The 25,006-nt window shown below is 64.2% G+C and carries 24 protein-coding genes and 1 pseudogene; 14 read left to right on the top strand and 11 right to left on the bottom strand.

Annotated features, from left to right (window positions below; all coding sequences use genetic code 11):
* The first annotated feature begins 4 nt into the window (after nucleotides 1–4).
* Entirely contained in the window at nucleotides 5–478 is a 474-nt protein-coding gene (gene bcp, locus DC31_RS04955; RefSeq protein ID WP_036277528.1) for a thioredoxin-dependent thiol peroxidase, read from the top strand.
* A 55-nt stretch (nucleotides 479–533) separates the two neighbouring features.
* On the opposite strand, the gene DC31_RS04950 is transcribed toward bcp, so the two are convergent.
* On the bottom strand, nucleotides 534–938 hold the full coding sequence (locus DC31_RS04950) for a hypothetical protein (RefSeq protein ID WP_036277524.1): 405 nt from the start codon (nucleotides 936–938) through the stop codon (nucleotides 534–536).
* A gap of 206 nt (nucleotides 939–1,144) precedes the next feature.
* Here DC31_RS04950 and DC31_RS04945 point away from each other — a divergent pair, with 206 nt between their 5' ends.
* Nucleotides 1,145–1,393 carry a WhiB family transcriptional regulator gene (locus tag DC31_RS04945; protein WP_036277523.1) on the top strand — a complete coding sequence of 83 codons (249 nt, stop codon included), beginning with the start codon at nucleotides 1,145–1,147 and terminating at the stop codon, nucleotides 1,391–1,393.
* A 50-nt stretch (nucleotides 1,394–1,443) separates the two neighbouring features.
* Here DC31_RS04945 and DC31_RS04940 read toward each other — a convergent pair.
* Nucleotides 1,444–2,927 (bottom strand): annotated as a pseudogene (locus DC31_RS04940) (sensor histidine kinase).
* A 53-nt stretch (nucleotides 2,928–2,980) separates the two neighbouring features.
* The gene (locus tag DC31_RS04935) at nucleotides 2,981–3,367 is read right to left on the bottom strand and encodes an Rv3235 family protein (RefSeq protein ID WP_200872865.1); all 387 of its coding nucleotides are present in this window, start codon (nucleotides 3,365–3,367) and stop codon (nucleotides 2,981–2,983) included.
* Nucleotides 3,368–3,489: 122 nt separating this feature from the next.
* On the opposite strand from DC31_RS04935, the gene DC31_RS04930 reads away from it, so the two are divergent.
* Nucleotides 3,490–4,080 (top strand): hypothetical protein, encoded by a 591-nt coding sequence (locus DC31_RS04930; RefSeq protein WP_036277521.1) that lies wholly within the window; start codon nucleotides 3,490–3,492, stop codon nucleotides 4,078–4,080.
* Nucleotides 4,081–4,093: 13 nt separating this feature from the next.
* On the opposite strand, the gene DC31_RS04925 is transcribed toward DC31_RS04930, so the two are convergent.
* Nucleotides 4,094–4,369 (bottom strand): helix-turn-helix domain-containing protein, encoded by a 276-nt coding sequence (locus DC31_RS04925; RefSeq protein WP_036277520.1) that lies wholly within the window; start codon nucleotides 4,367–4,369, stop codon nucleotides 4,094–4,096.
* A gap of 98 nt (nucleotides 4,370–4,467) precedes the next feature.
* Here DC31_RS04925 and DC31_RS04920 point away from each other — a divergent pair, with 98 nt between their 5' ends.
* From DC31_RS04920 to DC31_RS04915, 3 genes are all read left to right on the top strand, one after another.
* Nucleotides 4,468–5,001 (top strand): SAF domain-containing protein, encoded by a 534-nt coding sequence (locus DC31_RS04920; protein WP_235201345.1) that lies wholly within the window; start codon nucleotides 4,468–4,470, stop codon nucleotides 4,999–5,001.
* Between the two features lie 82 nt (nucleotides 5,002–5,083).
* Nucleotides 5,084–5,224, top strand: a complete 141-nt coding sequence (locus DC31_RS18400) for a hypothetical protein (RefSeq protein WP_160173204.1) — start codon at nucleotides 5,084–5,086, stop codon at nucleotides 5,222–5,224.
* Nucleotides 5,221–6,372: an AAA family ATPase gene (locus DC31_RS04915; protein ID WP_051606420.1), complete on the top strand. Its 1,152-nt coding sequence runs from the start codon at nucleotides 5,221–5,223 to the stop codon at nucleotides 6,370–6,372. The genes DC31_RS18400 and DC31_RS04915 overlap by 4 nt, the downstream gene beginning before the upstream one ends.
* Here DC31_RS04915 and DC31_RS04910 read toward each other — a convergent pair.
* Together DC31_RS04910 and secA are read right to left on the bottom strand one after the other, a co-directional pair.
* Entirely contained in the window at nucleotides 6,263–7,489 is a 1,227-nt protein-coding gene (locus DC31_RS04910; RefSeq protein WP_036277519.1) for a pyridoxal phosphate-dependent aminotransferase, read from the bottom strand. The two genes, DC31_RS04915 and DC31_RS04910, sit on opposite strands and share 110 nt — an antisense overlap.
* A 51-nt stretch (nucleotides 7,490–7,540) precedes the next feature.
* The gene (gene secA, locus DC31_RS04905; protein WP_036277518.1) at nucleotides 7,541–10,378 is read right to left on the bottom strand and encodes a preprotein translocase subunit SecA; all 2,838 of its coding nucleotides are present in this window, start codon (nucleotides 10,376–10,378) and stop codon (nucleotides 7,541–7,543) included.
* 169 nt (nucleotides 10,379–10,547) lie between these two features.
* Between secA and DC31_RS04900 the strand changes: the two genes are divergently transcribed.
* Together DC31_RS04900 and DC31_RS04895 are read left to right on the top strand one after the other, a co-directional pair.
* Nucleotides 10,548–11,195, top strand: a complete 648-nt coding sequence (locus DC31_RS04900; protein WP_051606419.1) for a PadR family transcriptional regulator — start codon at nucleotides 10,548–10,550, stop codon at nucleotides 11,193–11,195.
* A complete protein-coding gene (locus DC31_RS04895) occupies nucleotides 11,176–12,495 on the top strand; it encodes a hypothetical protein (RefSeq protein WP_036277515.1) in 1,320 nt (439 codons plus the stop codon). The genes DC31_RS04900 and DC31_RS04895 overlap by 20 nt, the downstream gene beginning before the upstream one ends.
* A gap of 69 nt (nucleotides 12,496–12,564) precedes the next feature.
* Here DC31_RS04895 and hpf read toward each other — a convergent pair whose 3' ends face one another.
* The 5 genes from hpf to mtrA all read right to left on the bottom strand — a co-directional run bounded on the left by hpf (nucleotide 12,565) and on the right by mtrA (nucleotide 18,176).
* Entirely contained in the window at nucleotides 12,565–13,221 is a 657-nt protein-coding gene (hpf, locus tag DC31_RS04890) for a ribosome hibernation-promoting factor, HPF/YfiA family (protein ID WP_036277513.1), read from the bottom strand.
* A 98-nt stretch (nucleotides 13,222–13,319) separates the two neighbouring features.
* On the bottom strand, nucleotides 13,320–13,985 hold the full coding sequence (locus DC31_RS04885) for a ComF family protein (protein WP_036277510.1): 666 nt from the start codon (nucleotides 13,983–13,985) through the stop codon (nucleotides 13,320–13,322).
* Nucleotides 13,986–14,072: 87 nt separating this feature from the next.
* Nucleotides 14,073–15,785 carry an LpqB family beta-propeller domain-containing protein gene (locus tag DC31_RS04880; protein WP_036277508.1) on the bottom strand — a complete coding sequence of 571 codons (1,713 nt, stop codon included), beginning with the start codon at nucleotides 15,783–15,785 and terminating at the stop codon, nucleotides 14,073–14,075.
* Nucleotides 15,782–17,485 (bottom strand): MtrAB system histidine kinase MtrB, encoded by a 1,704-nt coding sequence (gene mtrB / locus DC31_RS04875; protein ID WP_051606418.1) that lies wholly within the window; start codon nucleotides 17,483–17,485, stop codon nucleotides 15,782–15,784. Before mtrB ends, DC31_RS04880 begins: the two co-directional genes overlap by 4 nt.
* A 10-nt stretch (nucleotides 17,486–17,495) precedes the next feature.
* On the bottom strand, nucleotides 17,496–18,176 hold the full coding sequence (mtrA, locus tag DC31_RS04870; RefSeq protein WP_036277505.1) for an MtrAB system response regulator MtrA: 681 nt from the start codon (nucleotides 18,174–18,176) through the stop codon (nucleotides 17,496–17,498).
* Between the two features lie 174 nt (nucleotides 18,177–18,350).
* On the opposite strand from mtrA, the gene DC31_RS18395 reads away from it, so the two are divergent.
* The 6 genes from DC31_RS18395 to DC31_RS18390 all read left to right on the top strand — a co-directional run bounded on the left by DC31_RS18395 (nucleotide 18,351) and on the right by DC31_RS18390 (nucleotide 24,991).
* On the top strand, nucleotides 18,351–19,640 hold the full coding sequence (locus DC31_RS18395; RefSeq protein ID WP_160173203.1) for a hypothetical protein: 1,290 nt from the start codon (nucleotides 18,351–18,353) through the stop codon (nucleotides 19,638–19,640).
* Nucleotides 19,637–20,308: a DUF4129 domain-containing protein gene (locus DC31_RS04860; protein ID WP_036277502.1), complete on the top strand. Its 672-nt coding sequence runs from the start codon at nucleotides 19,637–19,639 to the stop codon at nucleotides 20,306–20,308. The genes DC31_RS18395 and DC31_RS04860 overlap by 4 nt, the downstream gene beginning before the upstream one ends.
* Nucleotides 20,308–21,516 (top strand): DUF4350 domain-containing protein, encoded by a 1,209-nt coding sequence (locus DC31_RS04855; RefSeq protein WP_051606416.1) that lies wholly within the window; start codon nucleotides 20,308–20,310, stop codon nucleotides 21,514–21,516. Before DC31_RS04860 ends, DC31_RS04855 begins: the two co-directional genes overlap by 1 nt.
* Complete coding sequence (locus DC31_RS04850) at nucleotides 21,513–22,520, top strand: AAA family ATPase (protein WP_081813719.1); 1,008 nt, start codon at nucleotides 21,513–21,515, stop codon at nucleotides 22,518–22,520. Before DC31_RS04855 ends, DC31_RS04850 begins: the two co-directional genes overlap by 4 nt.
* Nucleotide 22,521: 1 nt before the next feature.
* Nucleotides 22,522–23,829, top strand: coding sequence for a DUF58 domain-containing protein (locus DC31_RS04845; RefSeq protein WP_036277499.1), 1,308 nt, complete (start codon nucleotides 22,522–22,524; stop codon nucleotides 23,827–23,829).
* A gap of 193 nt (nucleotides 23,830–24,022) precedes the next feature.
* Nucleotides 24,023–24,991, top strand: coding sequence for a DUF559 domain-containing protein (locus DC31_RS18390; RefSeq protein ID WP_160173202.1), 969 nt, complete (start codon nucleotides 24,023–24,025; stop codon nucleotides 24,989–24,991).
* Nucleotides 24,992–25,006 lie beyond the last annotated feature (15 nt).

Below are 25,006 nucleotides of genomic sequence, written 5' to 3'. Positions count from 1 at the left end.
CTGCGTGACGAACTTGCGCCTAGACCCCGGAACGACTGCCCCCGACTTCACTCTGCGTGATCAAGATGGCACTCAGGTGAGCCTTGCTGACCTGCACGGCCAGAAGACGATCCTGTACTTCTACCCTGCGGCGATGACCCCCGGCTGCACCACGCAAGCCTGCGATTTCCGCGACAGCATCTCCTCACTGCAGGGTGCCGGGTACCGGGTCATCGGGATCTCGCGTGACGAACCGGCACGGCTCGCCCAGTTCCGCGAACGCGACGGTCTCACCTTCACGTTGCTCAGTGACCCCGACCACGCGGTGCACACCGCGTATGGCGTCTGGGGCGAGAAGATGAACTACGGCAAGGTCGTTGAGGGTGTCATCCGCTCGACCTTCGTGCTCGATGAGAGCGGCATAATCACGCACGCGCTTTACAACGTCAAAGCAACCGGTCACGTTGCCCGGTTGCGCAAGACTCTCGGCGTCGGCTGACGCACGAGCAGCACTTCTCAGCTGGGCATGTCACTGGATTCGTCAGCTGGGTTCGTCAGCTGGGTTCGTCAGCTGCGTTCGGTGCGTTCTCGATGCTCTCGCGACGCGAGCTGGCAATCAGCAGGATGAACCCAACAAGGCCGGGCAGCCCGACACCGAGGACGAAAGGCCACACCACTGGCTGAACCGTGAGAGATGTAAGTGCGAGCGCAACGGCAAGCACTTGCAGCACGACGCCCCCCGAGCGCGCCCAGGTGTGCCCGCGGCGCGTGCCAGCGGCGAATGCGAACAGCGCTGCAGCACCAATGAGCGTCAGCACAATCAACGCAATTGCCGTCGGAAGAGACGCCGCATCCCCCGATCCGAGCCCGAACAGCTCAATGAGTGCGAGAATAAACAGACCTGCGCCCTCAAGCGCGAGAACTGCGGCTGCAGATGCTGCAAGACCGGGTGAACGCAATGTTTCTCCTGAGAAATCAGATTTGTAAGCATAAAATCCTTGATTTCACGCCCAAGCTGTAACACAATGTTAACAGTCATGTGCTCCCACAGCGGCGTGGGGCGGGCATTAGCTCGCATCACCTAAGGGCGACGTCAACCCGATCTGTCGCCCGTCACCGAGCCATCGCACTGCGATAGCTCACAAGAATCCACACGAGGAGCCCCATGGACTGGCGCGACAAAGCCGCCTGCCTGACTGTCGACCCTGAGCTGTTCTTCCCAGTGGGGAACACGGGTCCAGCAGTCGATCAGATCGAGAAGGCGAAAACTGTTTGCGCCACGTGCACGGTAACTGAGGTCTGCCTGCAGTACGCACTGGAGAGCAGCCAGGACTCTGGAGTGTGGGGCGGTCTCTCTGAGGACGAGCGCCGCGCACTCAAGCGCCGCGCCGCTCGCGCGCGCCGCGCTTCCTAAGCATCGATTACGCACAGAAGTGAGAGAGGGCCCTCCACGAGGGCCCTCTCTCACTTCTTAAGCCAGCGCATCGGGATGTCAATGGTCACCTCGGTGCCCTTGCCCTCGCTACCCTGCCAGTCGATCGAACCACCCAGTTCGCCCTGGATGAGCGTACGGATAATCTGAGTGCCGAGGCCCTGACCGATTCGACCGTCCTTGAGTCCGTGGCCGGTATCGCGGACCGAGACGTGCAATTTCTCGTCGGTTCGCACCGCATCGATCGTGACTGTTCCGTCAGTGCCGGCGAGCCCGTGCTCGACAGCATTTGTGACGACTTCGGTGAGCGCGAGTGCCAACGGAGTCGCATACTCGCTCGGCAGCACACCGAAATGACCCGTCGAGTGGGTTCGGGCTCGAGTATTGGGGGCCGATGCCACTTCTGCGACCAGTTTGAGCACGCGGTGAAAGACCTCATCGAAGTCGACGGTCTGAGTCAGCCCTGGGCCAGCGTGTCGTGCACAACGGCGATCGCGTCGACACGTCGCATCGCCTGGGTGAGAGCATCCCGAGCCTCGTCTGAGTGGGTGCGTCGAGCCTGGATGCGCAGCAGCGAGGCCACTGTCTGCAGATTGTTCTTCACCCGATGGTGAATCTCACGGATCGTCGCATCCTTGGTGATCAGCTCTTGCTCTTGATGGCGAAGCTCGCTCACATCGCGGCACAGGATGATCGCGCCGATGCGGGTACCGTGATCCTTCAGCGGGATCGCGCGCAGCGACACGGTCACACCGCGCGCCTCGATGTCAGTGCGCCATGGCGCTCGTCCAGTGACGACAACGGGAAGCGACTCGTCAATTTGACGGCTTGATGGGAGGATGCCGGTGGTCACTTCGGCAAGTGACTGCCCCTCTAGCTCGTCATCGAAGCCCATCCGATTGAAGGCAGAGAGAGCGTTCGGGCTGGCAAAAGTGCTGATGCCATCCACGTCGATGCGAATGAGTCCGTCGGACGCACGCGGAGCACCGCGGCGTGGCGACGTGGGAGCTGTCAGATCTGGGAACTCGCCGGAGGCGATCATCCGGAACAGGTCGTCGGCGCATTCGTCGAATGTAATCTGCTGTCGTGACGGCGCGCGCGCCTCGCCGAGATTGGTGTGACGAGTGACGACACCGATGACAGGCGGCCGGTTGCCGTCCTTTCCACGCTCACGCACGATAGGTACGGCACGCACTCTGGTCGGGGTCTCCTCGAACCAGTCTGGAGACGAAGAATCGACGATCTCACCGGAATCGAACGCACCGTGCACCTGCGTGCGCCACTGCGGACGAACCCGCTCGCCGACGATGTCACGATAAAACAGCGTCGCGGCACCGCTCGGGCGCGTATGCGCCACCGCGACGAACGAGCCGTCTGTCGTTCCGATCCACAGCACAATGTCTGCCGAGGCAAGATCGGCGAGCAGCTGCCCGTCGCCGGAGAGACGATGGAGCCATTCGACATCGTTGTCGGTCAGGCGCCCCTGGGCGTGGACAAGATCACTGAGGGTTGACACATCACAAGCCTACTGGCCGCCCCTGCCACGACCCGCTCACACTCACGCCCCGCTCACAACACGGCGAAAGACGTGGCACGCCAGCGCCGGTCCAGACCCTCCAGCCGGATGGCGACGGCTCGCGTGCGCCCTGGACCGGCAACGATCACGACGGCTTCGACGACACCGTCAGCGGGCGAAGTCTGTCTCATCGAGAGCACCTCGAAGACGGGACGCACCGGCGGAACACCCCTGGCACTGCGCGCTCGCCCAGCGAGGTTCGAACGGGCACCGAGCTTTCGATACGCCTCCTCACTGAACCAGCGCGCGAGCTGATCAAGCTCGCGGACTCCCGCAAACACCTCCAGGACCCCCTGCGTGAGGCTCCCGAGCAGCGGTGTGGGATCCGGCAGGTCGACCGCTGGCGTTGGCTGCGGTGCGAAGTACTCATGAAGCATCATCGTCATCACTTTCAGTCTGAATTCGTGCCAGTAGATCATCTGACGACCCCCGCGCGGGGGTCCAAAGACGCAAATTGTGGATAACTCGTACACGCGGTCCGCCGTCCCCTACGCTCAAACCCGTGCATTGGGATCGCGTATTCGAAGACCTCGAGGGGCAGCTCGCCGCCGAATGGGAGGCTGAGAGGGCGGTCCTCGACGCCGAATCCGAGCGCCTGCGCATCGCGAAGCTCAGTCTTCGTACGCGGCTACGCGTGCTGGAACAGCGCGACAGTATCGTCGTACTTCGGCTATCCGATGGTGAACGTCGTGCCGTCACACTGCGTGCCATTGGCGCCGACTGGATCGCAACCGAGAGCACAGATGCCAACGGCACACTGATCGTCCCACTGACCGCGGTGACGAGCCTCGAGACAGATCATGGCTCGCTTCTGGCAACGCTCGACTATGCGACGCTTCTGCCGGATACGCTGCGTGAGCGGATGACCCTAGGATTTCTCTTCCGCGACCTCGCGCGCCGCCGCCTCGCACTGCGCGTTGCGCTGCGCGATGGCGAGATTCTGCATGGAACGGTGGACAGGGCGGGGGCCGACCACCTCGATCTGGCTGTGCACGATGCGGGCGACGCCAGACGTGCGGCTGCCGTTCGGGCATTTCGAATGGTGCCGTTCGACGCCCTCGTCTGGGCGCATCCCCGCGACGCGGTGATCTAGGAGATGCGGTGATCTAGCGAGTCGGGCGCTGCGTTCCCCACACTTCGGGGAAGCTCGCCGCATCCGCCTGGCGCCACAGCGCCATCCGCCGCGCCTCTTCTGTCTGCTCGGCGAGGTACTCGGAAATGCTGTCTTCAGCCACGCGCCACCGCGCGGGCGTGCCGAGCTGGGCGCCGCGCAGGCGACCGGCCGTGACGAGAGCGATCACCTCGTCTACCTCGATGCTGAGCAGCTCGGCAACCTGCGCTGGCGCGAGGAAGCGAGGAGCAGATGAGGGCGAATCGGCCATACCCTCATTCTCCCCTGCCCGGGGCATATATGCGCACTCCTGACGCAGCCTGTGGATAACTTTCGACTCGAATCCGGTGAGTCTGTGACGATGTGAGCATGACGAACCCACCTCGTGCCCGGCGTGCTTTCTGGGGCGACATCCGGTTCCTGATCGGCGTTGCTCTGGTGATCCTCTCGATCGTCGGGGTCTGGCTCATCGTGTCCTCCGCACGTCAGACGACACCCGTGCTGCAGGCAGATCGCACGATCGCGCAGGGTGAGGCGCTGGTGTCGGACGACTTCCGCGTCGTCGAGGTGAGCCTCGGCACCGTCGTCGATGGGTATCTTGCCCCACAAGACTTAGCGCCCGGAATGATCGCCGCGCGCACTCTCGCAGACGGCGAGCTGATTCCGGTTGCCGCCACCGCGGACGCACAGAGCAGCCGCACCACCAGCATCGTGGTCGAGAGCAGTGTCGGCATCCCAGCGAGCGTCGCCGTGGGAACGGCGGTCGAGCTCTGGTTCTCACCGCCGCTTGCTGACGGGGACGGATTCGACGCCCCGCGGATCCTCGCGGCCGACGTGGTTGTCGCCTCGATTCCCGAGGTCGACGGAGTTCTCGCGCAGCGCAGCGCAGCGTTAGACTGGTGATCGACAGAGCCGACGTCGCCGACGTTCTCGCCGCAATCACCAGCGGCGCTGCACTGTCCGTCGTGCCAACCGGGGCGGGTTCATGACATCAGCGCTGATCGCCCTCGCCGAGCCCAGGGCATCGATGCTCCGCACCTCACTCGAGCGCGACGGTATCAGAATCGTCGGCATTGTGGCGCCTTCGGCACTCACCGATGACGTTCTCATCAACGCGGATGCGTGATCCTTCCGGCCACGAGAGCGGCACTCTCGAGCGATCTGGTGGCCGCATGTGACCGGGCGGGCGTACGAATCGTCACACTCGGCAGCGGTGATTCTCGATTGCTCGGTCGCTATGGCTTGCCAGAGGCACTCCCAGAGGACACCGAATCCTGGCGCATCGCCGATGCACTCAGCGACGAGACGCCGCGCACTGCCGCACCGGTTGACGTCCCGACGCGACGTCGGATCATTGCGGTGTGGGGTCCGCACGGCGCTCCGGGCCGGTCTACAGTCGCGATCCAACTCGCCGTCGAACTCACGCGCTCCGGTCAGAGCTGCGCACTGGTTGATGCCGATACCGTCGCACCTGCGCTTGCCCTGCTGCTCGGGCTCGGCGACGACGCCCCCGGAATCGCTGCCGCCTGTCGACGTGCCGACCTCGGTGGCTTAGATGCCGCAGAACTCAGCCGTCTCGCCACCCGAGTGGAGACGAGCGCGGGCAGCCTCGAGGTACTCGGGGGCCTCAACCGCCCGTCCCGCTGGGCGGAACTCTCTGCGGCACGACTGGGTGCCACCCTACGGCTCTGCCGAGATTGGGTGCAGGACACCATCGTCGACGTCTCGGCGGCGTTCGATGCCGATGAGGAGGTCTCCGACGATCTGGCAGGTCCTAGACGCCATGCCGCAACGACCACTGTGCTGAGGGAAGCCGACATCGTGGTGGCTGTCACTGCGGCCGATCCCCTATCGATCTCGCGATTCCTCCGGGACCATGCGGAACTGCGCGGACTGATCGGACCGACTGCACACATCGCTGTGGTCGCGAATCAGCTGCGACCTGGCCCGTTGGGAATCGACGCGCGCGGACAGGTGCGACGAGCCCTGGAACGCTTCGCTGGCATCACCGACGTCACCTTCTTACCCTTCGATCAGCGGGCGGCGGATGCCGCGCTGCTGCACGCCCGCCCGATGGCCGATGTCACCCCGCGTTCCGCGCTGGTCGCAGCCGTGCGCCGACTCTCCGAGCACCTCGAGCCGGCGAAGTCGCACGGGTCCGCGATCACTGCCGGTAGTCGGCGAGGAAGTTCCCGAGTCGTTCGATGGCCTCGCCGAGCACGCGCGGTTCCGGCAGCGTCACCACGCGGAAGTGATCCGGAGTGGGCCAGTTGAAACCGGTGCCCTGCACGAGCAATATGTGCTCGCTGACAAGCAGGTCGTAGACGAACTTCGCATCATCATGAATCTCGTGGACGTTCGGGTCCAGACGGGGGAACGCATAGAGCGCGCCCTGCGGCTTGACGCATGAGACTCCTGGAATCGACTCTAGTCCTTCCCAAGCGACGTCGCGTTGCTGATGCAGGCGACCCGTCGGCGCGATCAAGCTGCCGATGGACTGCACGCCCCCGAGTGCTGCCTGAACAGCGTGCTGAGCGGGGACGTTGGGGCAGAGCCGCGTCGATGCGAGCAAAGTGATGCCCTCAAGGAAACCCGTCGCGTGCTTCTGCGGCCCCGTGATGACCAGCCAACCAGAGCGGAAGCCCGCCACCCGGTAGGTCTTGGAGAGACCGTTGAAGGTCAGACACAGCAGATCGGGCGCGAGAGTAGCCGTAGGGATGTGCACGGCGTCATCGAAGAGAATCCGGTCGTAGATCTCGTCGGAGAGGATCAGCAGTTCGTTCTCGCGCGCAATCTGCACGAGACCTTGCAGCACCTCACGCGAATAGACCGCACCGGTTGGGTTATTCGGGTTGATGATGACGATCGCCTTGGTTTTCGGCGTGACCTTGGCTCGGATGTCTTCCAGATCGGGTTCCCACCCGTTCTGTTCGTCGCACAGGTAGTGCACCGGAGTGCCTCCAGCGAGGCTGGTCATCGCCGTCCACAACGGGTAGTCAGGCGCAGGAATCAGCACCTCGTCTCCTTCGTCGAGGAGAGCCTGCATCGTCATCGTGATCAGCTCAGAGACACCGTTGCCAAGGTAGACGTCGTCTGGACCGAACTTGGGGAATCCATCAATCTGCTCATATCGGCTCACCACAGCACGGCGCGCGGAGATTATCCCCCGGCTGTCGCTGTAGCCGTGCGCTGTGGGGAGGGCAGCGAGCATGTCGTGCACGATCTGATGCGGAGCCTCGAAACCGAAGATCGCCGGGTTGCCGGTGTTGAGCTTGAGGATGTTGTGACCCTCGGCCTCGAGCCGCGCCGCCTCAACGAGCGCTTTGCCGCGAATCTCGTACAGGACGTTCTTAAGCTTCGACGACTGGTCGAAGTGGCGCGAAGGGGTCATTGAGGAAGCCTACCGGCTCGCGTCGGGTACTCGGATCGCCTCAGACCGCTGTCACTTTTTCTTCTTCTTGCCTGCGGCCCGTCGCTCCTCGCGGTTCTGCGGCGGCTGCGCTCCGCCAGTGGCACCGTCGGTACGCTGACCGAACGCGCCCCGCGCTCCCCCGCCCTGTGGCGAAACAGGCGCAGCAGGCGCTTCAGGCTCTGATGCCGCGGCAGCTGCGGCTGCAGCCTGAAGACGATCGGTCGCCGACTGCTGTACCTGGCCTCGATCGTTGCGCACTTCAACATCGCCAGAGTCGTTCGGAGCGGAGTACTCCAAGCGCTGGTCGCCTGCACCGCTGGCGAGTCCCTTGGCTTCGACTTCAGTAACCTCGGAGTCACCTGCCCGGCGCACCTCGACCTCGAGGTTGTAGAGGTAGCCGACCGACTCTTCCTTGATCTGACCCATCATCGACTGGAACATCGCGAAACCCTCACGCTGATACTCGATCAGCGGATCGCGCTGCGCCATGGCACGAAGACCAATGCCGTCCTTCAGATAGTCCATCTCGTAGAGGTGGTCACGCCAGCGACGGTCGAGCACCTGCAGCACCACGCGGCGCTCCAACTCACGAGTCGCGGTTTCGCCGAGTGCCTCTTCGCGGGTCTCGTAGGCGATCTTCGCATCGGAGAGCAACTCACGACTCAGCCCGTCAGCGTCGATCCCGCCCTTGCGTCCGCCTGCTTCGGCAACGACCTCGTCGATCGTGACACCCACCGGGTACAGCGTCTTCAGCTCGGTCCAGAGTGCGTCGAAGTCCCAGCTCTCGTTGTGCCCAGAGCCGGTGTGATCAGCGACAACGTCGGTGATGGCATCCTCGATGAAATGCTGCACGCGGTCAGCGATGTCATCACCCTGCAGAATGTGACGGCGGTCGGCGTAAATCGCTTCCCGCTGACGGTTCAGAACATCGTCGTACTTGAGGACGTTCTTGCGCATCTCGGCGTTTCGCGACTCAACCTGTGACTGCGCACTGCGGATGGCGCGGGACACCAGACCAGACTCGATCGGCACGTCGTCCGGGAAGTTTGTCCGCGCGAGGATCGCTTCGGCCGCACCCGACTGGAACAGACGCATCAGGTCGTCGGTGAGGCTGAGGTAGAAGCGACTCTCTCCCGGGTCGCCCTGACGTCCGGATCGACCACGCAGCTGGTTGTCGATACGGCGAGACTCGTGGCGCTCGGTGCCGAGGACGTAGAGCCCACCGGCTTCGATGACCTTGGTGCTCTCTTCGGCGACGACAGCCTTCATGGCCTCGTACGACTCGTCCCAGGCCAACTCGTACTCTTCTGGAGTCTCTGCCGGGTCAAGCCCCTTGGACTTCAGCTCTTGCACTGCGAGGAATTCGGCGTTCCCACCGAGCATGATGTCGGTGCCTCGACCGGCCATGTTGGTGGCAACGGTGACAGCGCCAAGACGCCCTGCACGCGCGACGATCTCCGCCTCACGCGCGTGGTTCTTCGCGTTGAGGACCTCGTGCTTGACGCCCTTCTTCGCGAGCAGACGCGAGAGGTACTCGCTCTTTTCGACGCTGACCGTTCCAACGAGAACAGGCTGTCCGGATTCGTGGCGCTTAGCGATGTCTTCCACGACCTGCTCGAACTTCACAGTCTCGTTCTTGTAGACGAGGTCGGCCTTGTCCTTGCGGATCATCGGCTTGTTCGTGGGGATCTGCACAACGCCGAGCTTGTAGGTCGACATGAACTCAGCGGCCTCGGTCTCGGCCGTACCGGTCATGCCGGCGAGCTTTTCGTAGAGACGGAAGTAGTTCTGCAGGGTGACCGTGGCGAGAGTCTGGTTCTCAGCTTTGACCGGCACTGCTTCTTTGGCCTCGATGGCCTGGTGGATGCCTTCGTTGTATCGGCGTCCGACCAGAATTCGGCCGGTGTGCTCATCGACGATCATGACCTCGTCGTTCATGACGACGTAGTCGGTGTTCTTCTTGAACAGCGCGAGCGCCTTGATCGAGTTGTTGAGGAACGAGATCAGCGGGGTGTTGACCGACTCGTAGAGGTTGTCGATACCGAGGTAATCTTCGACCTTTTCGATGCCGGGCTCAAGCACACCGATGGTGCGCTTCTTCTCGTCGACCTCGTAGTCGACCTCGGGCTCAAGAGTGCGTGCGATCTTCGCGAACTCAGTGAACCAGCGGTTGGCTTCGCCCGACGACGGACCGGAGATGATCAGCGGTGTGCGCGCCTCATCGATGAGGATGGAGTCAACCTCGTCGACGATCGCATAGAAGTGCTCCCGCTGTACGAGGTCTTCTTCGCGCCAAGCCATGTTGTCGCGAAGGTAGTCGAAGCCGAACTCATTGTTCGTTCCGTAAGTGATGTCGGCGCCATATTGTTCGCGCCGCACCGCCGGGGTCTGCCCGGAGACGATGATTCCGGTGGTCATGCCGAGTGCACGGAACACGCGGCCCATGAGCTCAGCCTGATACGACGCCAGGAAGTCGTTGACCGTGATGACGTGCACGCCCTTGCCTGCGATGGCATTGAGGTATGCGGGGAACGTTGCCACGAGGGTCTTGCCCTCACCGGTCTTCATCTCGGCGATGTTGCCGAAATGCAATGCCGCGCCGCCCATCAGCTGCACGTCGTATGCGCGCATGCCTAGCGTGCGCTTGGCTGCTGCGCGAACGGCGGCGAATGCCTCTGGCATCAGTTGGTCGAGCGTCTCGCCTTTTTCAAACCGCGCACGCAGCTCAATGGTTTCGTTCGCAAGCTCTTCATCAGTGAGCTTCTCGAAGTCCTCCTCGAGCGCGTTGACGGCCTTTACGACCTGATTCAGACGGCGAAGGATGCGGCCTTCACCTGCGCGCAGCAGCTTCTCAAGAGGATTCGCCACTTAAGTCATCTCCCTGTTGTGGGTTATTTCCCAGCCACCCAGATCGGGCTTCGGTGCCGGGCATACCTCGCTATGTTACCGGCCCGTGACCTGCGCGTCGCCTCCATACGCTCGCTTCGTGGGAGTTTCCGAGTATGCATATGCTGGGAAAGCACTTCAGGAGGTCGCCGTGTCCGTTCGTCAGAGTCTGCTTGCCATCCTCGATCAGGGGCCGTGCTACGGATATCAGCTGCGCCATGAGTTTGACCGACGTACCGGGTCGACATGGCCGCTGAACGTCGGTCAGATCTACAACACCCTCGAGCGTCTCGAACGTGACGGACTGGTGGCGCGCGGCGCCGCTGATCAGCAGGGGCACGTCTATTGGCAAATTACGGATGCCGGCTCGATCGCCGCAGCCGCCTGGCTAACCTCTCCCGTGCACCGGGTCAGCGGAACACGCGATGAGGTCGCGATCAAGCTGGCCGTCGCAGCCACACTTCCCGGAGTTGATGTGGCAGCCGTGATCCAGACCCAGCGTGATGAATCGCGACGTCAACTGCAGGCTCTCAAAGATGCCTCTCCCGACGACTCGATCCAGACACCGGAAGCGCTTGCCCGCTCCCTGGTCCTCGACTCGATGATCTTCGCCGCCGAAGCCGAGCTCCACTGGTTAGAGCACACCGAACAGCGTCTCGCCTCGCATCCTCGTCATGCGATGGCTCTCGAACTCGCCACTGAACGGCCCAAGCGCGGCCGCCCGGCGAAAGGGGCGGATGCTCAGCCCGATGATCAGCACGAGAAAGTAGGATCGGTTCATGGCCGGATTCTGGGGTAAGCGCAAGCGCGAACAAGAAGAGCGAGCAGTACAGGACGCCAGCCTCGCCCGCCAGGCTGAAACATCGCTTGTCGCAGCAGATGAGCGGATCCGCACTGCTACCGACGAGCTCTCGTTCGCCGAAGCAGAGTTGGGTGTATCGCTTACCAAAGATCTGAAGACCGCTCTCGATGCCGTGCGCACGCATCTTCGCGAGGCCTTCCAGTTGCATCAGCTCAACCACGACGAGATCCCCGACACCGACGAAGAGCTGCGCACTCGCAACGCCCGGATCGTGCAGCTGTGCGAGTGGGCGGAAGACCTGCTCGATGAGAAGACCGCCAGCCTTGCCGAGTCGGTTGCGCGCGTCCGCCAGGCGCCGCAGGTCATCGCGAAGGTGCGGACGGATGCCGAGGCGCTGAGCGCCCAGCTCCCCCAGACCCGCGCAGCAATTGAACGGCTCGCCGCACGCTATGCCGACTCGGCGATGCACCAGATCTCGGCATCCGCCGACGAAGCCGAACAGCTCATCTCGTTCGCGGTGCACGGTGCCGATGTCTCAGAGCGTCGTCGTGCTGCCCGTCAGAACGAAGAAGCGAATCTCGCACTCGAGACTGCGACCGAGGCGATTCGTCGTGTCGGTGCTCTCCTCGACGCGGTCGAAGATTTTGAGATCGAAGCGCTGCGTGCCGAATCGACACTCGCCGAGGTTGTCGCAGATTCGCGAGGAGACATCATCGCGGCGCGCACCGCACCGAAGGTGCCCGCTGTCACCAGCGCTACCACCGAGCTAGAGAAGGCCCTCGAAGCGCTGACACCCTCGGGCGTTCGGGGCGACCCCTTCGCCGAGCTGAATCAGCTGCGCACCGCGAACAGCGCGCTTGACGATGCGATCATGAAGGCCGAGTACCGTGCTCAGCATCCGTTGCCGAGCGTCGCCCAGGTGCAGCACTCCCTCGATGACGCCGACCGTCAGCTCGGCGTGGCACGCGGACTCATCTCGGGGCACCGCGGCTGGATCGGCGCAGACGCCCGTACGCGCCTCGCGGAGGCAGAGCGCCTTCGCATCGACATCCCAGAGCTCATTGCCGCAGAAGCGACCAGAGAGCAGGCGCTGACTGGTGCCCGCCGCGTCGCACAGCTCGCAGCCGAAGCGCTGCAGCTTGCGCAGCGAGACATCGACTCCGCACGTCCTCAGCAGCAAGGCTGGGGCGGCGACGGATGGGGTGGCGGACGCCGCGGCAGCGGCGGTGGCGACATCATGGGCGGCATCATGGGCGGGCTCGTCATTGGCAGCATCCTGGACGGCATCTTCGACTGACACGACCAGCGGGGTGCGGCAACCACACAGAAAAGTGGCCCGGCCCCGAAGGGCCGGACCACTTTCACGTCAGGACGCCAGCGCCTGCTCTGGCGGCGCCTGCGTTTCGAGCGCGATCACACCGTAGTCCCAGCCCTTGCGGCGGTACACGACGCTGGGGTGGTCGGTGCGGACGTCGACGAAGAGGAAGAAGTCGTGGCCGACGAGCTCCATACGATCGACCGCCTCTTCTACTGACATCCATTCCGCATCGAAGCTCTTGGTGCGGATGACGACGGGCGAGTAGACCTCTTCCTCATCGTTCTGGACTGGAACTGTGCCGGTTGCGACGGCCTGCAGAATTTCGACGGAGGCGGGCTCGACGTCGATCCCTTCGATGGCGCCGCTCCCCTTCTCGAAGTGTGCTCCGCGAGGATGCTGGCGTCCGTCGACGCGCTTCTCCTTCGCGCGACGCAACTGCTCGGAGAGCTTGTCTACTGCGAGGTCGAGTGCGACGAATTTGTCGCCATCTACGGCCTCGGCCCGAACGACGGGACCCTTGCCGATAAGCGTGAGCTCAACTGTCTCGTCGGGAACGCGTCCGCCGCGATATGCGCGGTGCGTCACCTTGACGTCCAGCCGCTGCGCCTTCGCAGCAAGCGGTTGAACCCTGGCGAGCTTCTCCTCGACAACGTCTCGGAAGCGATCGGTAATCCCTACCCCAACGCCAACGATGCTAGTTTCCATTGCTGCCTCCTTGTCCCGGTCCTCCCGGCCAAGGGCGGACCGTGGTCGCCTTGTGATCCCCCACCGTAGTCCCCGTTTCCTCGGATGTCACGATTCATTCATGATGCATTTACCGAGAATGGCCGATGACGTGGAGTCGCAGCGAGCGTGACCGCGCCCAGCACTTGAATTCCCACATCATTCAGCGCGCGCGCCGCCTCGTCGAGCGTGACACCGGTGGTGATGACATCATCAACAAGAACTGCCTCGCAGCCTTCCCGGGCGTGTCGCGCGCGCATGCTTCGTGACACATTGCTCTTTCGATCGGCGATATCAAGGCCGCGCTGATCGGCGGTCGTCCGCGCCATCGTCAGCACCCGACAGACCGGAAACGCCGCACGACCGATCAGCAGATCCGGCACCCGGTATCCGCGTCGTCGGAATGCCGCACGACTGGTCGGAACAGGAACAACCAACGGCTGCTTCTCGCCGGTCCAGAAGTCGCCAATTGCGGTGCCGAGCGCGGCTCCCAGCGGGCGGGCAAGCATCGTCTCTCCCTCCTCTTTCAACCGGCGGATGCATCGTGCTGGCACGCCTTCGTAGGTCAGAGCGGCCACCACCGTCATCCCTGACGGTGTCTCTCGGCGCACCGGCACCGCGCTCAGCGCTTCGCCACAGCGCTTGCAGAGCAAGGTGCCAGGCAGGTCACATCCGGCGCAGCATCCGGAAAGGAGGAAGGCTGCGAGCTCGTCGCCGAGAGCCGCCCATCGAATGCCGTTCCACATGACCCGATTCTGATCTGGAGTGCGCCCTCGCTGGCGACGGGGCGCACGATCGGCGGAAAGCTCACCAAATGTGAGTCCGGTGCAGGACTACCGTCCTGCGTGTGTTCCCAGCACCAACACGTCTGTGCGGCCCATCTGCCAGGTTGTACCGCGTTGGGCGAAAAGCACACCGTCACCGTTGAGAATGCGCACGGCACTCGCCGTACGGCCTCCCGACAGCGACACCGCGCCTTCCGGGGCCGCGGCAATGACCCCTGGCCCGCCGATGTCTTGATTCAGCACTTCGCGGCTGTCCTCTGCATCGACCAAGACACCGAGGTGGTCCACACCGATCCAGGACAGTCCTAGACCTGCGCCATCCAGCTGCGCGACCAGGTGCAAAGGCCCGAGCTCAACGGGAATTTGATTCTGATCCCGAATAATCGCGGCCAGCACGATCCAGTGCTGCCCGCCGAGAGTGACCACGGCGGCGATGCGAACGCCGTCGGGCCCGACGCGCAGTTGCGAAATCGCTGACGCATCGGGGAAGGCGTTCGAAATATTGAGCGGAGTCACATCCGGTTGCCAGGCGATCAGTGCCTGAGGAGCCGCTGCCTGCACTGTCCAGGTGTATCCGAAGGGATCCAGAGACGGCTTAATCAGACCGGCGCGGGAATCCAGCTGATCGACCCGACCGTCGGCGACCGTGTAGACACCGCCGGTGTCGAGTTGGACGGCCGCGCGTGAATCGTCCGCCGCCATGTCGACCGCCACCACTGTGGGCGCGAGATCGATGATTTCTGGCGAGATGGCATCGTACGGAGTGATCTCGTTGCCCAGATATGCACCGAACTCCGTCTCGGTCAACAACACTGCTCCGGGCTCTGCGCTCGCGGCTTCCACGGTCGCTCTCCCCGCGTTCAAGTCGCGACCATTGACTGTCAGCTGGACCTGGCTCACACCCGCGAGACGCAGAGTCTCCTCAAGCTGCGTTCGCATCCTCGCCAGCTGAGTCGCATCGAGTGCTAGCGCCGTCGAGGTGAGTTCGACTGTGGCCACCTTCTCTGAATTCAACGGCACAGCGTCGCGGGCCAGTGAAACATCATTCGGGAACGCGCTGCGCACGGCAGGAGCCAACCACTCGCTGGGTGCACCGGTCAGTAGCGCCTGCGTGAGTGTTGTCGCGATCTGCACGCGTCGCGGATACCAGCGCACGTCAGGCACCAGGTGTGTCCAGCTCTGGTCGTAGTACTGCAGTGAATACCGTCGGTAGACCTGAGTGAAGGCCTCGGCATCAAGGACGATGCCGTCGGCAGCCGCGGTGATTCGCCACTCTCCGTCGCTGTTACGCGCGACCTCGAAAGATGCCACCGAGGCGTCGCCCGAGACCTCGGTGTAGGCGCCGAATTCATCGACGCGAGCGATCTGGTCCAGCCGCACGCGCACGTCACCGGTTTTGGCGGTATCCGCTTCGCCATCGATGGCGCTGGTGAATACTCGAGCGGCAGCGCCGGAATCTATCGTCACACCGACGCTTGGGCGCCAGGTGGCAGCAAGGTCAGGGCTCAGAAACTCTCGAGCGATCTTCCACCCGTCGCTCGGTGTCACGGCGGCATCCAGAAATCCCTCGACGATCTCCGCGGGGCTGGCACCATCCAGTGGTTCGGCGGCGATCTGGCTGATATCCGGCGGCAGACCGACGTCATCCAACGCCAGACCCACCTTCACATCGCCAGACGTCGGCAGCCCGGCGCAGGCGGTGAGCGCGGCCGCACACATCGCAACTATCCCGATCAGAAGCCCTCGGCGACTACGACTCATGAGTGGTCCTCCTCACCGGGGGGAATCGATTCTGTGAAATAGAGCTGCCGCAGTTCGGTGAGCTGGATCGGCTGCGTAGCGCGGCTGACGTCGGCCAGCGTCTCCTGCGGTTCCAGCGGCACCGGAGAGGACCCATTGAGCTCTCCGGGATGCCGTGGGACGGTAAGAACGAAATTCGTGCCGACGGCGAGCTCAGACCACACCGCGAGTGTGCCACCGTGCAGCCTGGCATCCCCCAGGGCGATCGAGAGCCCGAGACCGGTGCCGCCGATCGTGCGTTGGCGCGACGGATCGGCGCGCCAAAAGCGATCGAATACGCGTTCGGCGTGGGTGGGAGTCATACCGAGCCCGAAGTCGCGTACACCGACCGCGACCGCGTGCTGATTGCTGTCGACGGTCACCACTACGGGCCGACCCTCACCGTGCTCGATGGCGTTGCCGATGAGGTTGCGCAAGACCCGGCGTACCCGGCGCGGATCCATGTCCACCGGGGAATATCCCCCGGGTGCGACCAGCCGCAGCTCCGAGCCGTGCCCATCTGCCAGCGGGCGCATCTGATCGACGATGTCTTCGGCAAGATCGGTGAGACTCGTCGCCTCGAGCTCCAACTGCACGGAGCCGGCGTCGTAGCGGCTGATCTCGAGCAGGTCGGAAAGCAGCGTCTCGAATCGCTGCACCTGGGTGTGCAGCAGCTCAGTGGTGCGATTCGTTGTCGTATCGAAGTGCTCGCGCTGATCATTGAGCATGTCGGCGGCAAGACGGATGGTCGTCAGCGGCGTCCGCAATTCATGCGACACATCGGAGACGAAACGCTGCTGCACAAGCGAAAGCTCACCCAGCTCCTTGATCTGCGATTCGATGCTGTCTGCCATGGCGTTGAAGGATCGCGCAAGTGTTGCAAGCTCGTCTTCGCCGTGCACGGGAAGACGCACCGCCAGGTCACCAGCGGCAAGGCGCGCGCTGGTCTCTGCGGCCTCGATGATCGGCTTAGACACCAGCCGCAGCACGATCCAGGAGATCCCCGCGATAATCGCGATGAGAATGAGCCCGGCAGTCCACAGAGTGCTCTGCACGAACTGCAGTGTGCGCTCAGAATCGGCAAGATCGTATGCGATGTAGACCTCGAACGCGCCGACCTCTGGGACGATCAACTGCTGACCGACGATGATCCCAGGAGACACCGAACCGTCTTCCATCGGGAGTGCGACAGACTGCCACGCCTGCCGGTCAGGAAGCGCGACAACGCGGCCGCGAAGCCCGGCGCTGAGAAGATCTCCGCTGAGCCCCCCGGTTGTGAACCCGCGCACACCGGTGCCGACTGGTGGCTCGTCGATCGGGAACGCCGCGATCAACGACGATGAGGCAGCTCTCGGAATGGCATCCTGCACATCGCCCCACAGCGCACGCAACGCCGACGGGTCATCAGACACCTCCGCGGAATCGAGCGTCTTCTGTGCCTGGTCTACGGCGCTCAGCGCGTCGTAGAGCACCTCGTCACGGCGCGATTCGAACAGGTTGTTTTGGATCACAAGTGCCATCGTCAGGCTGGTGATAAAGATGGCAAGAGAGGTCAGAACCAGCGTTATCGTGATCGTGCGAAATCGCAATGATCGCCGCCACAGGTTCGCTAGAGTCTCCGGCCACCCCCGCCAGTCACGCCAGAGCGCGACCGTGGTGGGAGTCGGGCTCGCCGCGGTCAACCCGGGGCTCCTAGCCAACGCTTCCGGCCCGGTAGCCGACACCACGGACCGTCATGACGATCTTCGGCGCATCGGGATCGAGTTCGACTTTGGCGCGGAGCCTCTGGACGTGCACGTTGACCAGTCGGGTGTCTGCCTTGTAGTGGTAGCCCCATACCTGCTCCAGCAGCATCTCTCGAGAAAAGACCTGCTGCGGTTTGGCTGCGAGAGCGACGAGTAGTTGGAACTCGAGCGGAGTGAGCGGGATCGGTGTCGTGCCGCGTCGCACCTCGTGGGCATCAACGTCTACGACGAGGTCGCCGATGCGCAGCACTTCGCTGTTCTCCGATGTGATCGGGCGCAGCCGCGTGCGAATGCGCGCGACGAGTTCTTTCGGATTGAACGGCTTGACCATGTAGTCATCCGCACCGACTTCAAGCCCTCGCACGACGTCAGCAGTGTCGCTGCGTGCGGTGAGCATGATGATCGGGATGCCGGATTCAGCGCGAATGCGCGTACAAATCTCAATCCCGTCCATCCCCGGCAGCATGAGGTCAAGCAGCACGAGGTCGGGGCGCTGTTCGCGCCATGCTTCTACTGCCTTCGCTCCATCTGCACAGAACACCGGCTCGAAGCCCTCGGTGCGCAACACGATCCCGATCATCTCGGCGAGCGCGGTGTCATCGTCGACCACGAGAATCCGTGAGGTCATCTGGTCCCAGCCTCATCTTTCTACGCATGTGCGCCCCTTCGCGGGCGGCGGGTGGACGCAACTTTTCTCAGCGTACTTCATGACAACGTTTTGATCACGGTAGCGCTCCGAGACGCTCCGGCGCGAGAAGTGAGGGATGTGACACGATGGTTACGCATCGACGGAGGGAGCACTGTGAGCGCACAGGGTTGGAACGCACAGGGTTCGAATAGTGCATTGGGTTGGACGCCCGCCCTTAAACCAGGACTCATCCCCTTGCACCCGCTGACGTTCGGCGCACTTCTGGGGAAGCCGTTCGCGGCTCTTCGCCACAACCCCAAGGTGCTATTCGGGTTCGCGATCGTCATTCAACTCGTCGTCGCGGTGATCACCGTCGTCGTTGTTGGCGCTGTCGTCTTCGCGACGTTCACACGTATGGAGTCGCTCTCCCCCAGCAACCCGGATTTCTACCCTGTGCTGTGGGGCTCGATCGCGATCAACGCTCTGGTCGTGCTCGCGATGAGCTTCGTGAGTCTGGCGTTCACGGCAGTCATGCAGGGCGTGGTGGCGGCCGACATCGGCTGCGCCGCGCTCGGAGAGAAGGCCTCGCTCGGGCGCCTCTGGCGGCTCATGAAGCCAGCATTCTGGCGGTTGGTTGGTTGGAGCGTGCTGCAGGCTCTGGCTGCCATCGTGCTGATGGCTGTCATCGGCGGCATCGTCGCACTCGGCGTCATGGCCGGCGTCGGCGGCTCCGGTGAGGGCGTCGCCATCACCGTGGTTATCGGCATATTGCTCGTGCTCGGCATGATCCCGCTGTGGGTGTGGCTCAGCACGAAACTCATGCTGGTGCCGTCCGTCCTGGTGCTTGAGCACGCCGGCATCCGAGCGGCGCTTGTGCGCTCGTGGAGACTCACTCGCGGACGATTCTGGGTGGCCTTCGGCGTCATGTTCCTCGTGAGCCTGATCATGAGCACGGCCGTGGGTGTGGTGAGCATGCCGCTGTCGCTGTTGGGTTCCCTCTTCGGCTCTGTGATCGCGCCTTCCGGCCCCAATGACACATCGGCGATCGCGATCTACGTGATCACGGCTATCGCACCACAATTGCTGGTCTATGTTCTGCAGGCCGTCGCCATCGTGGTGCAATGCGCCGCCGCCGCCTTCATCTACCTGGACTGCCGGATGCGGTATGAGGGTCTCGATCACAGCCTCATCAATTATCTGGAGCGTCGCGACCTTGGCGAAAGCGAGGATCAGCTCGGCGATCCCTTCGCTGTCGATCCCGCCACAGCTGTGAGCAGCACTCCGCCACCGAAGCCAATACCTGACTATGCCAGCGCTCCGGTCGGATGGGGACCCCAGCCGTATCCGCCCCAGCAGTACCAGTACCCACCCCAGCAGTACCAGTCCCCACCCCAGCAATACCAGTCCCCACCTCAGCAGCAGCCGTACACCCCGCCGCCGCCGCCCGGGTCGGGCGCTGCATGATTTTCTTTGGAGCCGATCCTCTCGCTCCCGACGGTGACGAGGCGCGACGCTGGGCGGAGGAAGAACTCAGCAACCAGCGCTACGCCGATGCGAAGCCCACGTGGTTCGACTATCTGGCCGAGGACGTTGCGGATTTCATCAGCAATCTGTTCTCGCCAGACGCTGGCCGCCAAGCAGGCAGCACCGCGCTCATCATCGTCACCGTCGTGATCGTGGCGGCGCTGATTACCGTGCTGATCCTCTGGGGAAAGCCCCGGATGTCACAGCGAGTGAAGCGGCGTAGCACAGGCCTGCTCGGCGCGAACGATGACCGCACGGCCGCTCAGCTACGCGCGGATGCCGAGCGCAGTGCGCGCGAGGGTGACTGGGATACCGCAACCGTCCTCCGCTTCCGTGCACTCGCGCGCAGTCTGCTCGAACGCGACATCATCGACCCCGCACCCGGCGCAACCGCTCAAGCGATCGCCCGTGAGTCCGCCCGCGCGCTCGGTACAGACAGCGTCGAGCTGACCGCCGCCGCCGGGTCTTTCGACGACGTGCGCTACCTCCGGCATCCGGCATCCGAAGCGAGCTATCTGGCGCTCGCTGCGACCGACGACCGGCTTGCCCGTGCGCTTCCTGCACCCCCTCTTTCGCATACCGCAGAACGGGACGTGGTGCCGGCGTGATGTCCACCGCACAGACGGATGCCGCGGCATCCATCGACGCACCCAGCACTGCCTATCGCCAACCGGGACGACTGCGCTCGATGCTGGGTTGGCTGTCGATCGCCGTGCTCGTCATCGTGTTCGCGCTTTTCGTCGGCAGCATCGGCACGAGCGCACCTGGCTCACGTGGTTCGCTCGACCCGGAGAGTGCCAAGGATTCGGGCTCGCTCGCCCTGGCCGAGCTGCTTCGCGATCAGGGCGTCGACGTTACCGTCGTCCGCACGCGTGCGGCTGCGGTGTCTGCGATCAGCGCCGACACCACCCTCGTGATGGCTGATCCCTTCACGCTGTCCGACGAGGCCGTCGAGCAGCTGATCAAACCGGCAAGTCACACCGTCTTCGTGTCCAGTGCGAGTCGCCTCCTGAGAGTGCTCGACCTCGGCGAAAATGCACCTGCCGCGGCCGATGAGGCGCTCACGGCGAGGTGCAACCTGCCCGAGCTCGCGAACGTCGGCACGGTGCGGCCCGACCGATTCTTCACACCGGCAGACGGCGTCACCGGGTGCTACCCAGACGACGCGGGCAGCGGAGCGGGCGTGCTGATCGACGATCGCGGGGACAACCGCACGGTGCTCGTCGACGGCGACACACTGTTCAGCAACGAGCACCTCGCTGAAAACGGAAACGCAGCGCTCGGCCTCGCGCTGCTCGGTCAGAGCGATCACGTCGTCTGGTACGTCCCCTCCTTCGAGGACAGCGACCTCGAAGCGCAGAGCCCCGACACCCTCGCGACGCTGACGCCGCCGTGGGTGACTCCCGCGATCCTGCTGCTGCTTTTGGCGGGGATCGTTGCAGGCATCGCACGCGGACAGCGCTTCGGCCCGCTCGTCTCCGAGACGTTGCCGGTGACCGTGCGAGCATCCGAAACTATGCACGGTCGCGCACGGCTCACCGCGAAGGCCGCCGACGCTGCGCACGCCGCCGAGGCACTGCGCGACGGCACGCTGCGTCGTCTGGCAAAGCGCCTCGGACTTGCCGCGCGGTCAACGCCCGCTGACATCGCCGATGCGGCCGCCGACCGCTTGCGCATCCAACGCGGATCGCTCCACGAACTGCTCGCAGGTGCACTGCCTGCGACAGACTCCGACCTGATTGACACCGCACGCAGACTCGCTGAACTCGAAGCGGCGGTCGAGACCGCCGTACACGTGGAAAGGAAGAATCCATGACCGACACTGCCCCACCGCCTGCGTTCAATGAGGCCCCACCGGACGAAGCTCCATTTGACGAGGCACAACTGCGACAGGCGATGCACCGGGTGCGCACTGAGGTCGACAAGGCCGTCATCGGGCAGGCCGGCACCGTCACCGGGCTTCTGGTGTGCCTGCTTTCCCGAGGGCACGTGCTGCTTGAGGGCGTGCCCGGGGTTGCCAAGACGCTGGTCGTGCGCTCGTTCGCCCGCGCGCTCGGCCTCGACACGAAACGTGTGCAGTTCACGCCCGACCTGATGCCGGGAGATGTGACCGGATCGCTCGTCTACGACGCGCGTACCGGCGAGTTCGAGTTCCGTCAGGGCCCGGTATTCACCAACATCCTGCTGGCTGATGAGATCAACCGCACGCCTCCGAAGACGCAGGCGGCGCTCCTGGAAGCGATGGAAGAGCGTCAGGTCTCTGCCGACGGCGTCAGTCGGGATCTGCCCGACCCGTTCCTGGTCGCGGCGACGCAGAACCCCATCGAACACGAAGGCACCTACTCGCTGCCGGAGGCGCAGCTGGACCGCTTCCTCATGAAGCTCGTCGTGGGGATGCCGGAGCGCGACGCCGAGGTCACCGTGTTGCGTCTGCACGCAAGCGGCTTCTCACCCCGCGAGCTCACGGGCGTCGAAGCGACGGTGACGGCCGAAGAGATCCGCGCCGCGCAGGATGCCGCGGCCCGAGTCGAGGTGACCGACGAAGTGCTCGGCTATGTCGTTGACCTGGCCCGCGCTACTCGTGATTCGCCGTCCGTGCTGCTCGGGGCGAGCCCGCGCGCCTCGACCGGGTTGCTCGCTGCGGCGAAGGCCTGGGCCTGGCTGAACGGTTCAAGCGCGGTAACGCCTGACCACGTGCAGACCATGCTCGTGCCGGTGTGGCGCCACCGTCTGCAGTTGCGCCCGGATGCGGAGATGGAAGGCGTGTCCGCGGATGCCGTGCTCGCCTCCGTGATCCAGCAGACGCGCGTGCCGATCTAAAGTGTTCGTCTCCGGCCGTCTCGCTCTGGCCCTCGGAATCGGGGTCATTCCGCTCGTCGCGTTCACCGCGGCGGGCGTACCGGTGTGGGTGGTGCTCGGCGCGTGGCTGCTGCTGTGTGTCGTCTTGCTCGGCATCGACATCACGTTGGCAGCAAGCGCGCGAACGGTGACTGTGACCCGACGTGTGCCCGCTCGCGCGCGGATGGACGAGCAGATCGAGGCAAGCGTCGCTGTGCACAACCACGGCACGCGCACCCTGAATGCGCTGATCCGCGACGCGTGGCAGCCGACCGCAGGGGCAAGCTCCGCACGACTCGCCGCCACGATTCCGCCGGGTGAGCGACGTCGCGTGACGGTTCCGCTGCTCCCCCGCCGCCGCGGTGAGCTCGTGAGCGCTTTCGTGTTCATCCGCTCCCGTGGCCCGCTCGGTCTCGGCGGCAGGCAAGCGCGTCACCAGGTTCGCGGCGCGCTTCGCGTGCTGCCCGCATTCGCTTCCCGCAAGCACCTCCCGTCGCGACTGGCACGACTGCGCGAGCTGGATGGCAACACCAGCATCCAGGTGCGCGGACAAGGCACCGAATTCGACTCGCTGCGTGAGTACGTGCGCGGCGACGATGTGCGCTCGATCGACTGGCGGGCGACAGCGCGCGCTGGCACGACGATGCTGCGCACATGGCGCCCTGAGCGCGATCGGCATGTCGTTATTTTGATCGACACCGGACGCACCGCCGCCGCGCGCGTCGGCGACGGCACCCGATTGGATGCTGCGCTCGAAGCCGCACTCCTTCTCGCAGCGCTCGCGGCGCGAGCCGGAGACCATGTGCATCTACTGCTCTACGACCGAGTCGTGCGCGCTCGGGTTACCGGTGTCGATGGCGCGGCCCTGCTGCCCGCAATGACCGATGCGATGGCGCCCGTGCATGCCCGGCTCGTCGACACCGACTGGGCGGGAGCCTTCGCAGCGATCCGCACGCTCACCACGCGTCCGTCTCTGGTAGTCGTGCTCACCGCGCAGGATGCCGCAGAATCAGCGCGCAGCTTCCTCGGTGCTTTCCCGAACCCGTCCAGATCCACCACTGTGCTGGTCGGATCCGTGACGGACGACGCCATCGGGGAACTCGCAAAGCGCCGCGGCTCGCGCGAGGACATCTATCTCGCCGCCGCCGCGGAACGCACCCTTCGTGACGCAGAGAACGTGGCGGACGCAATCCGTCGTGCTGGTGGTGAGGCCATCACCGCAGATCCGGAGGCACTCCCGCCGCGCATCGCGGACCGGTACCTCGAACTCAAGGCCGCCGGGCGGCTCTGAGGCAGCATCCGCGCATCCACCGTTCAGGTCGCAAATCCTGCCGCTCTGGACGCGTGTTACCGGCCAGATTCGCGACCTGGCCGCAACGGGCTTGATCCAGAGTCGCGGTCTGGGCACGGCGTGCTTCGTCGCCGCGGGCGCCGGCCTGTGGACAACTCGCGCGGCAGAATGCCGCAGGTGGCACGGTGGTGCGATGAGAAGACCACGATCGCTCCCGCGCCAGCTCGGTCCGTCGTTCACCGTGCAAGACGCCCGGGATGCCGGCCTGAACGATGGCCGGCTGCGCCGCGGAGATCTCGATGCGCCGTTTCACGGCGTCCGAACGAAACGCTTCAAGGCTGATAGCACCGAACGTGACGTGTTTGAACGCCAAGCTTTCGAACGGCAAGTACAAGCGCGTCGGTACGCGCCGCGTTTGAAACCGGAACAGTTCCTCAGTCATGAGACTGCTGTTGCTGTGCTCGGCGGGCCGCTCCCACTAGTGACGGTCAAGAACGTCCCGGTGGATGGTAAAACACTGCCGGTTCACGTCAGCACTCTCGGCGTTGGACCGCTTGTCCGCGCGTCCGGAGTGCGGGCCCACCGGGCAGATCCGAGAACGACCCGGATGCTGGAAGTACAGGGCTACCCCGTCGCCGATGCTGCCACGACCTGGGCCCAACTAGGAGCGTGGAGCGTGCCTGACCTCGTGGCGCTCGGCGACTATTTCTGCCGGGTGTGGCGTGCCGGTCCGGGGCGTCCGGATGCGGGCAGACCCCCGTTCACGAGTCTTGGCGAACTGCGGGCACGGATCGAGGGGGTGCGGCGCAAGGGCATCCTCCGCCTGCGCGAAGCCGTGGAAATTATTCGCGAAGACTCCTGGTCACCCCGTGAGTCGAAGCTGCGGTACCTGATCGTAAGCGCGGGGCTTCCAGAGCCTCGTCTCAACCACGACATTTACGACGACCACGGCATGTTCCTCGGATGCTTCGACCTGGTATACCCGGACAAGAAGGTCGTGATCGAATACCACGGGCTCATGCACGCATCGAGGTATGCCGCAGATGTAGAACGGATCGCGGCGCTGCGCGCCGCCGGCTGGACGGTTATCGAGGTCACTAGTTCCCTCTTTGCACGACGCGGCGAGTTGCTCGCCCGCATCCGCCGCGCCCTCGGTGTGTGACGCGGCATCGCCGCA

The sequence above is a fragment of the Microbacterium sp. CH12i genome (assembly GCF_000685355.1).
GTDB lineage: Bacteria > Actinomycetota > Actinomycetes > Actinomycetales > Microbacteriaceae > Microbacterium.
The sequence above is the reverse complement of the archived record's forward strand: the minus strand, read 5'-3'. Positions and strand labels throughout refer to the sequence as shown.

Bases quoted from the DNA above. Each gene is read 5' to 3' on its own strand.
- DC31_RS18390 (WP_160173202.1), top strand. From the start codon at position 24,023: ATGAGAAGACCACGATCGCTCCCGCGCCAGCTCGGTCCGTCGTTCACC.
- DC31_RS04885 (WP_036277510.1), bottom strand. From the start codon at position 13,985: ATGTGGAACGGCATTCGATGGGCGGCTCTCGGCGACGAGCTCGCAGCC.
- DC31_RS04880 (WP_036277508.1), bottom strand. From the start codon at position 15,785: ATGAGTCGTAGTCGCCGAGGGCTTCTGATCGGGATAGTTGCGATGTGT.
- DC31_RS18400 (WP_160173204.1), top strand. From the start codon at position 5,084: ATGACATCAGCGCTGATCGCCCTCGCCGAGCCCAGGGCATCGATGCTC.
- DC31_RS04920 (WP_235201345.1), top strand. From the start codon at position 4,468: ATGACGAACCCACCTCGTGCCCGGCGTGCTTTCTGGGGCGACATCCGG.
- DC31_RS04855 (WP_051606416.1), top strand. From the start codon at position 20,308: ATGTCCACCGCACAGACGGATGCCGCGGCATCCATCGACGCACCCAGC.
- hpf (WP_036277513.1), bottom strand. From the start codon at position 13,221: ATGGAAACTAGCATCGTTGGCGTTGGGGTAGGGATTACCGATCGCTTC.
- DC31_RS04945 (WP_036277523.1), top strand. From the start codon at position 1,145: ATGGACTGGCGCGACAAAGCCGCCTGCCTGACTGTCGACCCTGAGCTG.
- DC31_RS04925 (WP_036277520.1), bottom strand. From the start codon at position 4,369: ATGGCCGATTCGCCCTCATCTGCTCCTCGCTTCCTCGCGCCAGCGCAG.
- DC31_RS04895 (WP_036277515.1), top strand. From the start codon at position 11,176: ATGGCCGGATTCTGGGGTAAGCGCAAGCGCGAACAAGAAGAGCGAGCA.
- DC31_RS04935 (WP_200872865.1), bottom strand. From the start codon at position 3,367: ATGATGCTTCATGAGTACTTCGCACCGCAGCCAACGCCAGCGGTCGAC.
- DC31_RS04910 (WP_036277519.1), bottom strand. From the start codon at position 7,489: ATGACCCCTTCGCGCCACTTCGACCAGTCGTCGAAGCTTAAGAACGTC.
- DC31_RS04850 (WP_081813719.1), top strand. From the start codon at position 21,513: ATGACCGACACTGCCCCACCGCCTGCGTTCAATGAGGCCCCACCGGAC.
- mtrA (WP_036277505.1), bottom strand. From the start codon at position 18,176: ATGACCTCACGGATTCTCGTGGTCGACGATGACACCGCGCTCGCCGAG.
- DC31_RS04860 (WP_036277502.1), top strand. From the start codon at position 19,637: ATGATTTTCTTTGGAGCCGATCCTCTCGCTCCCGACGGTGACGAGGCG.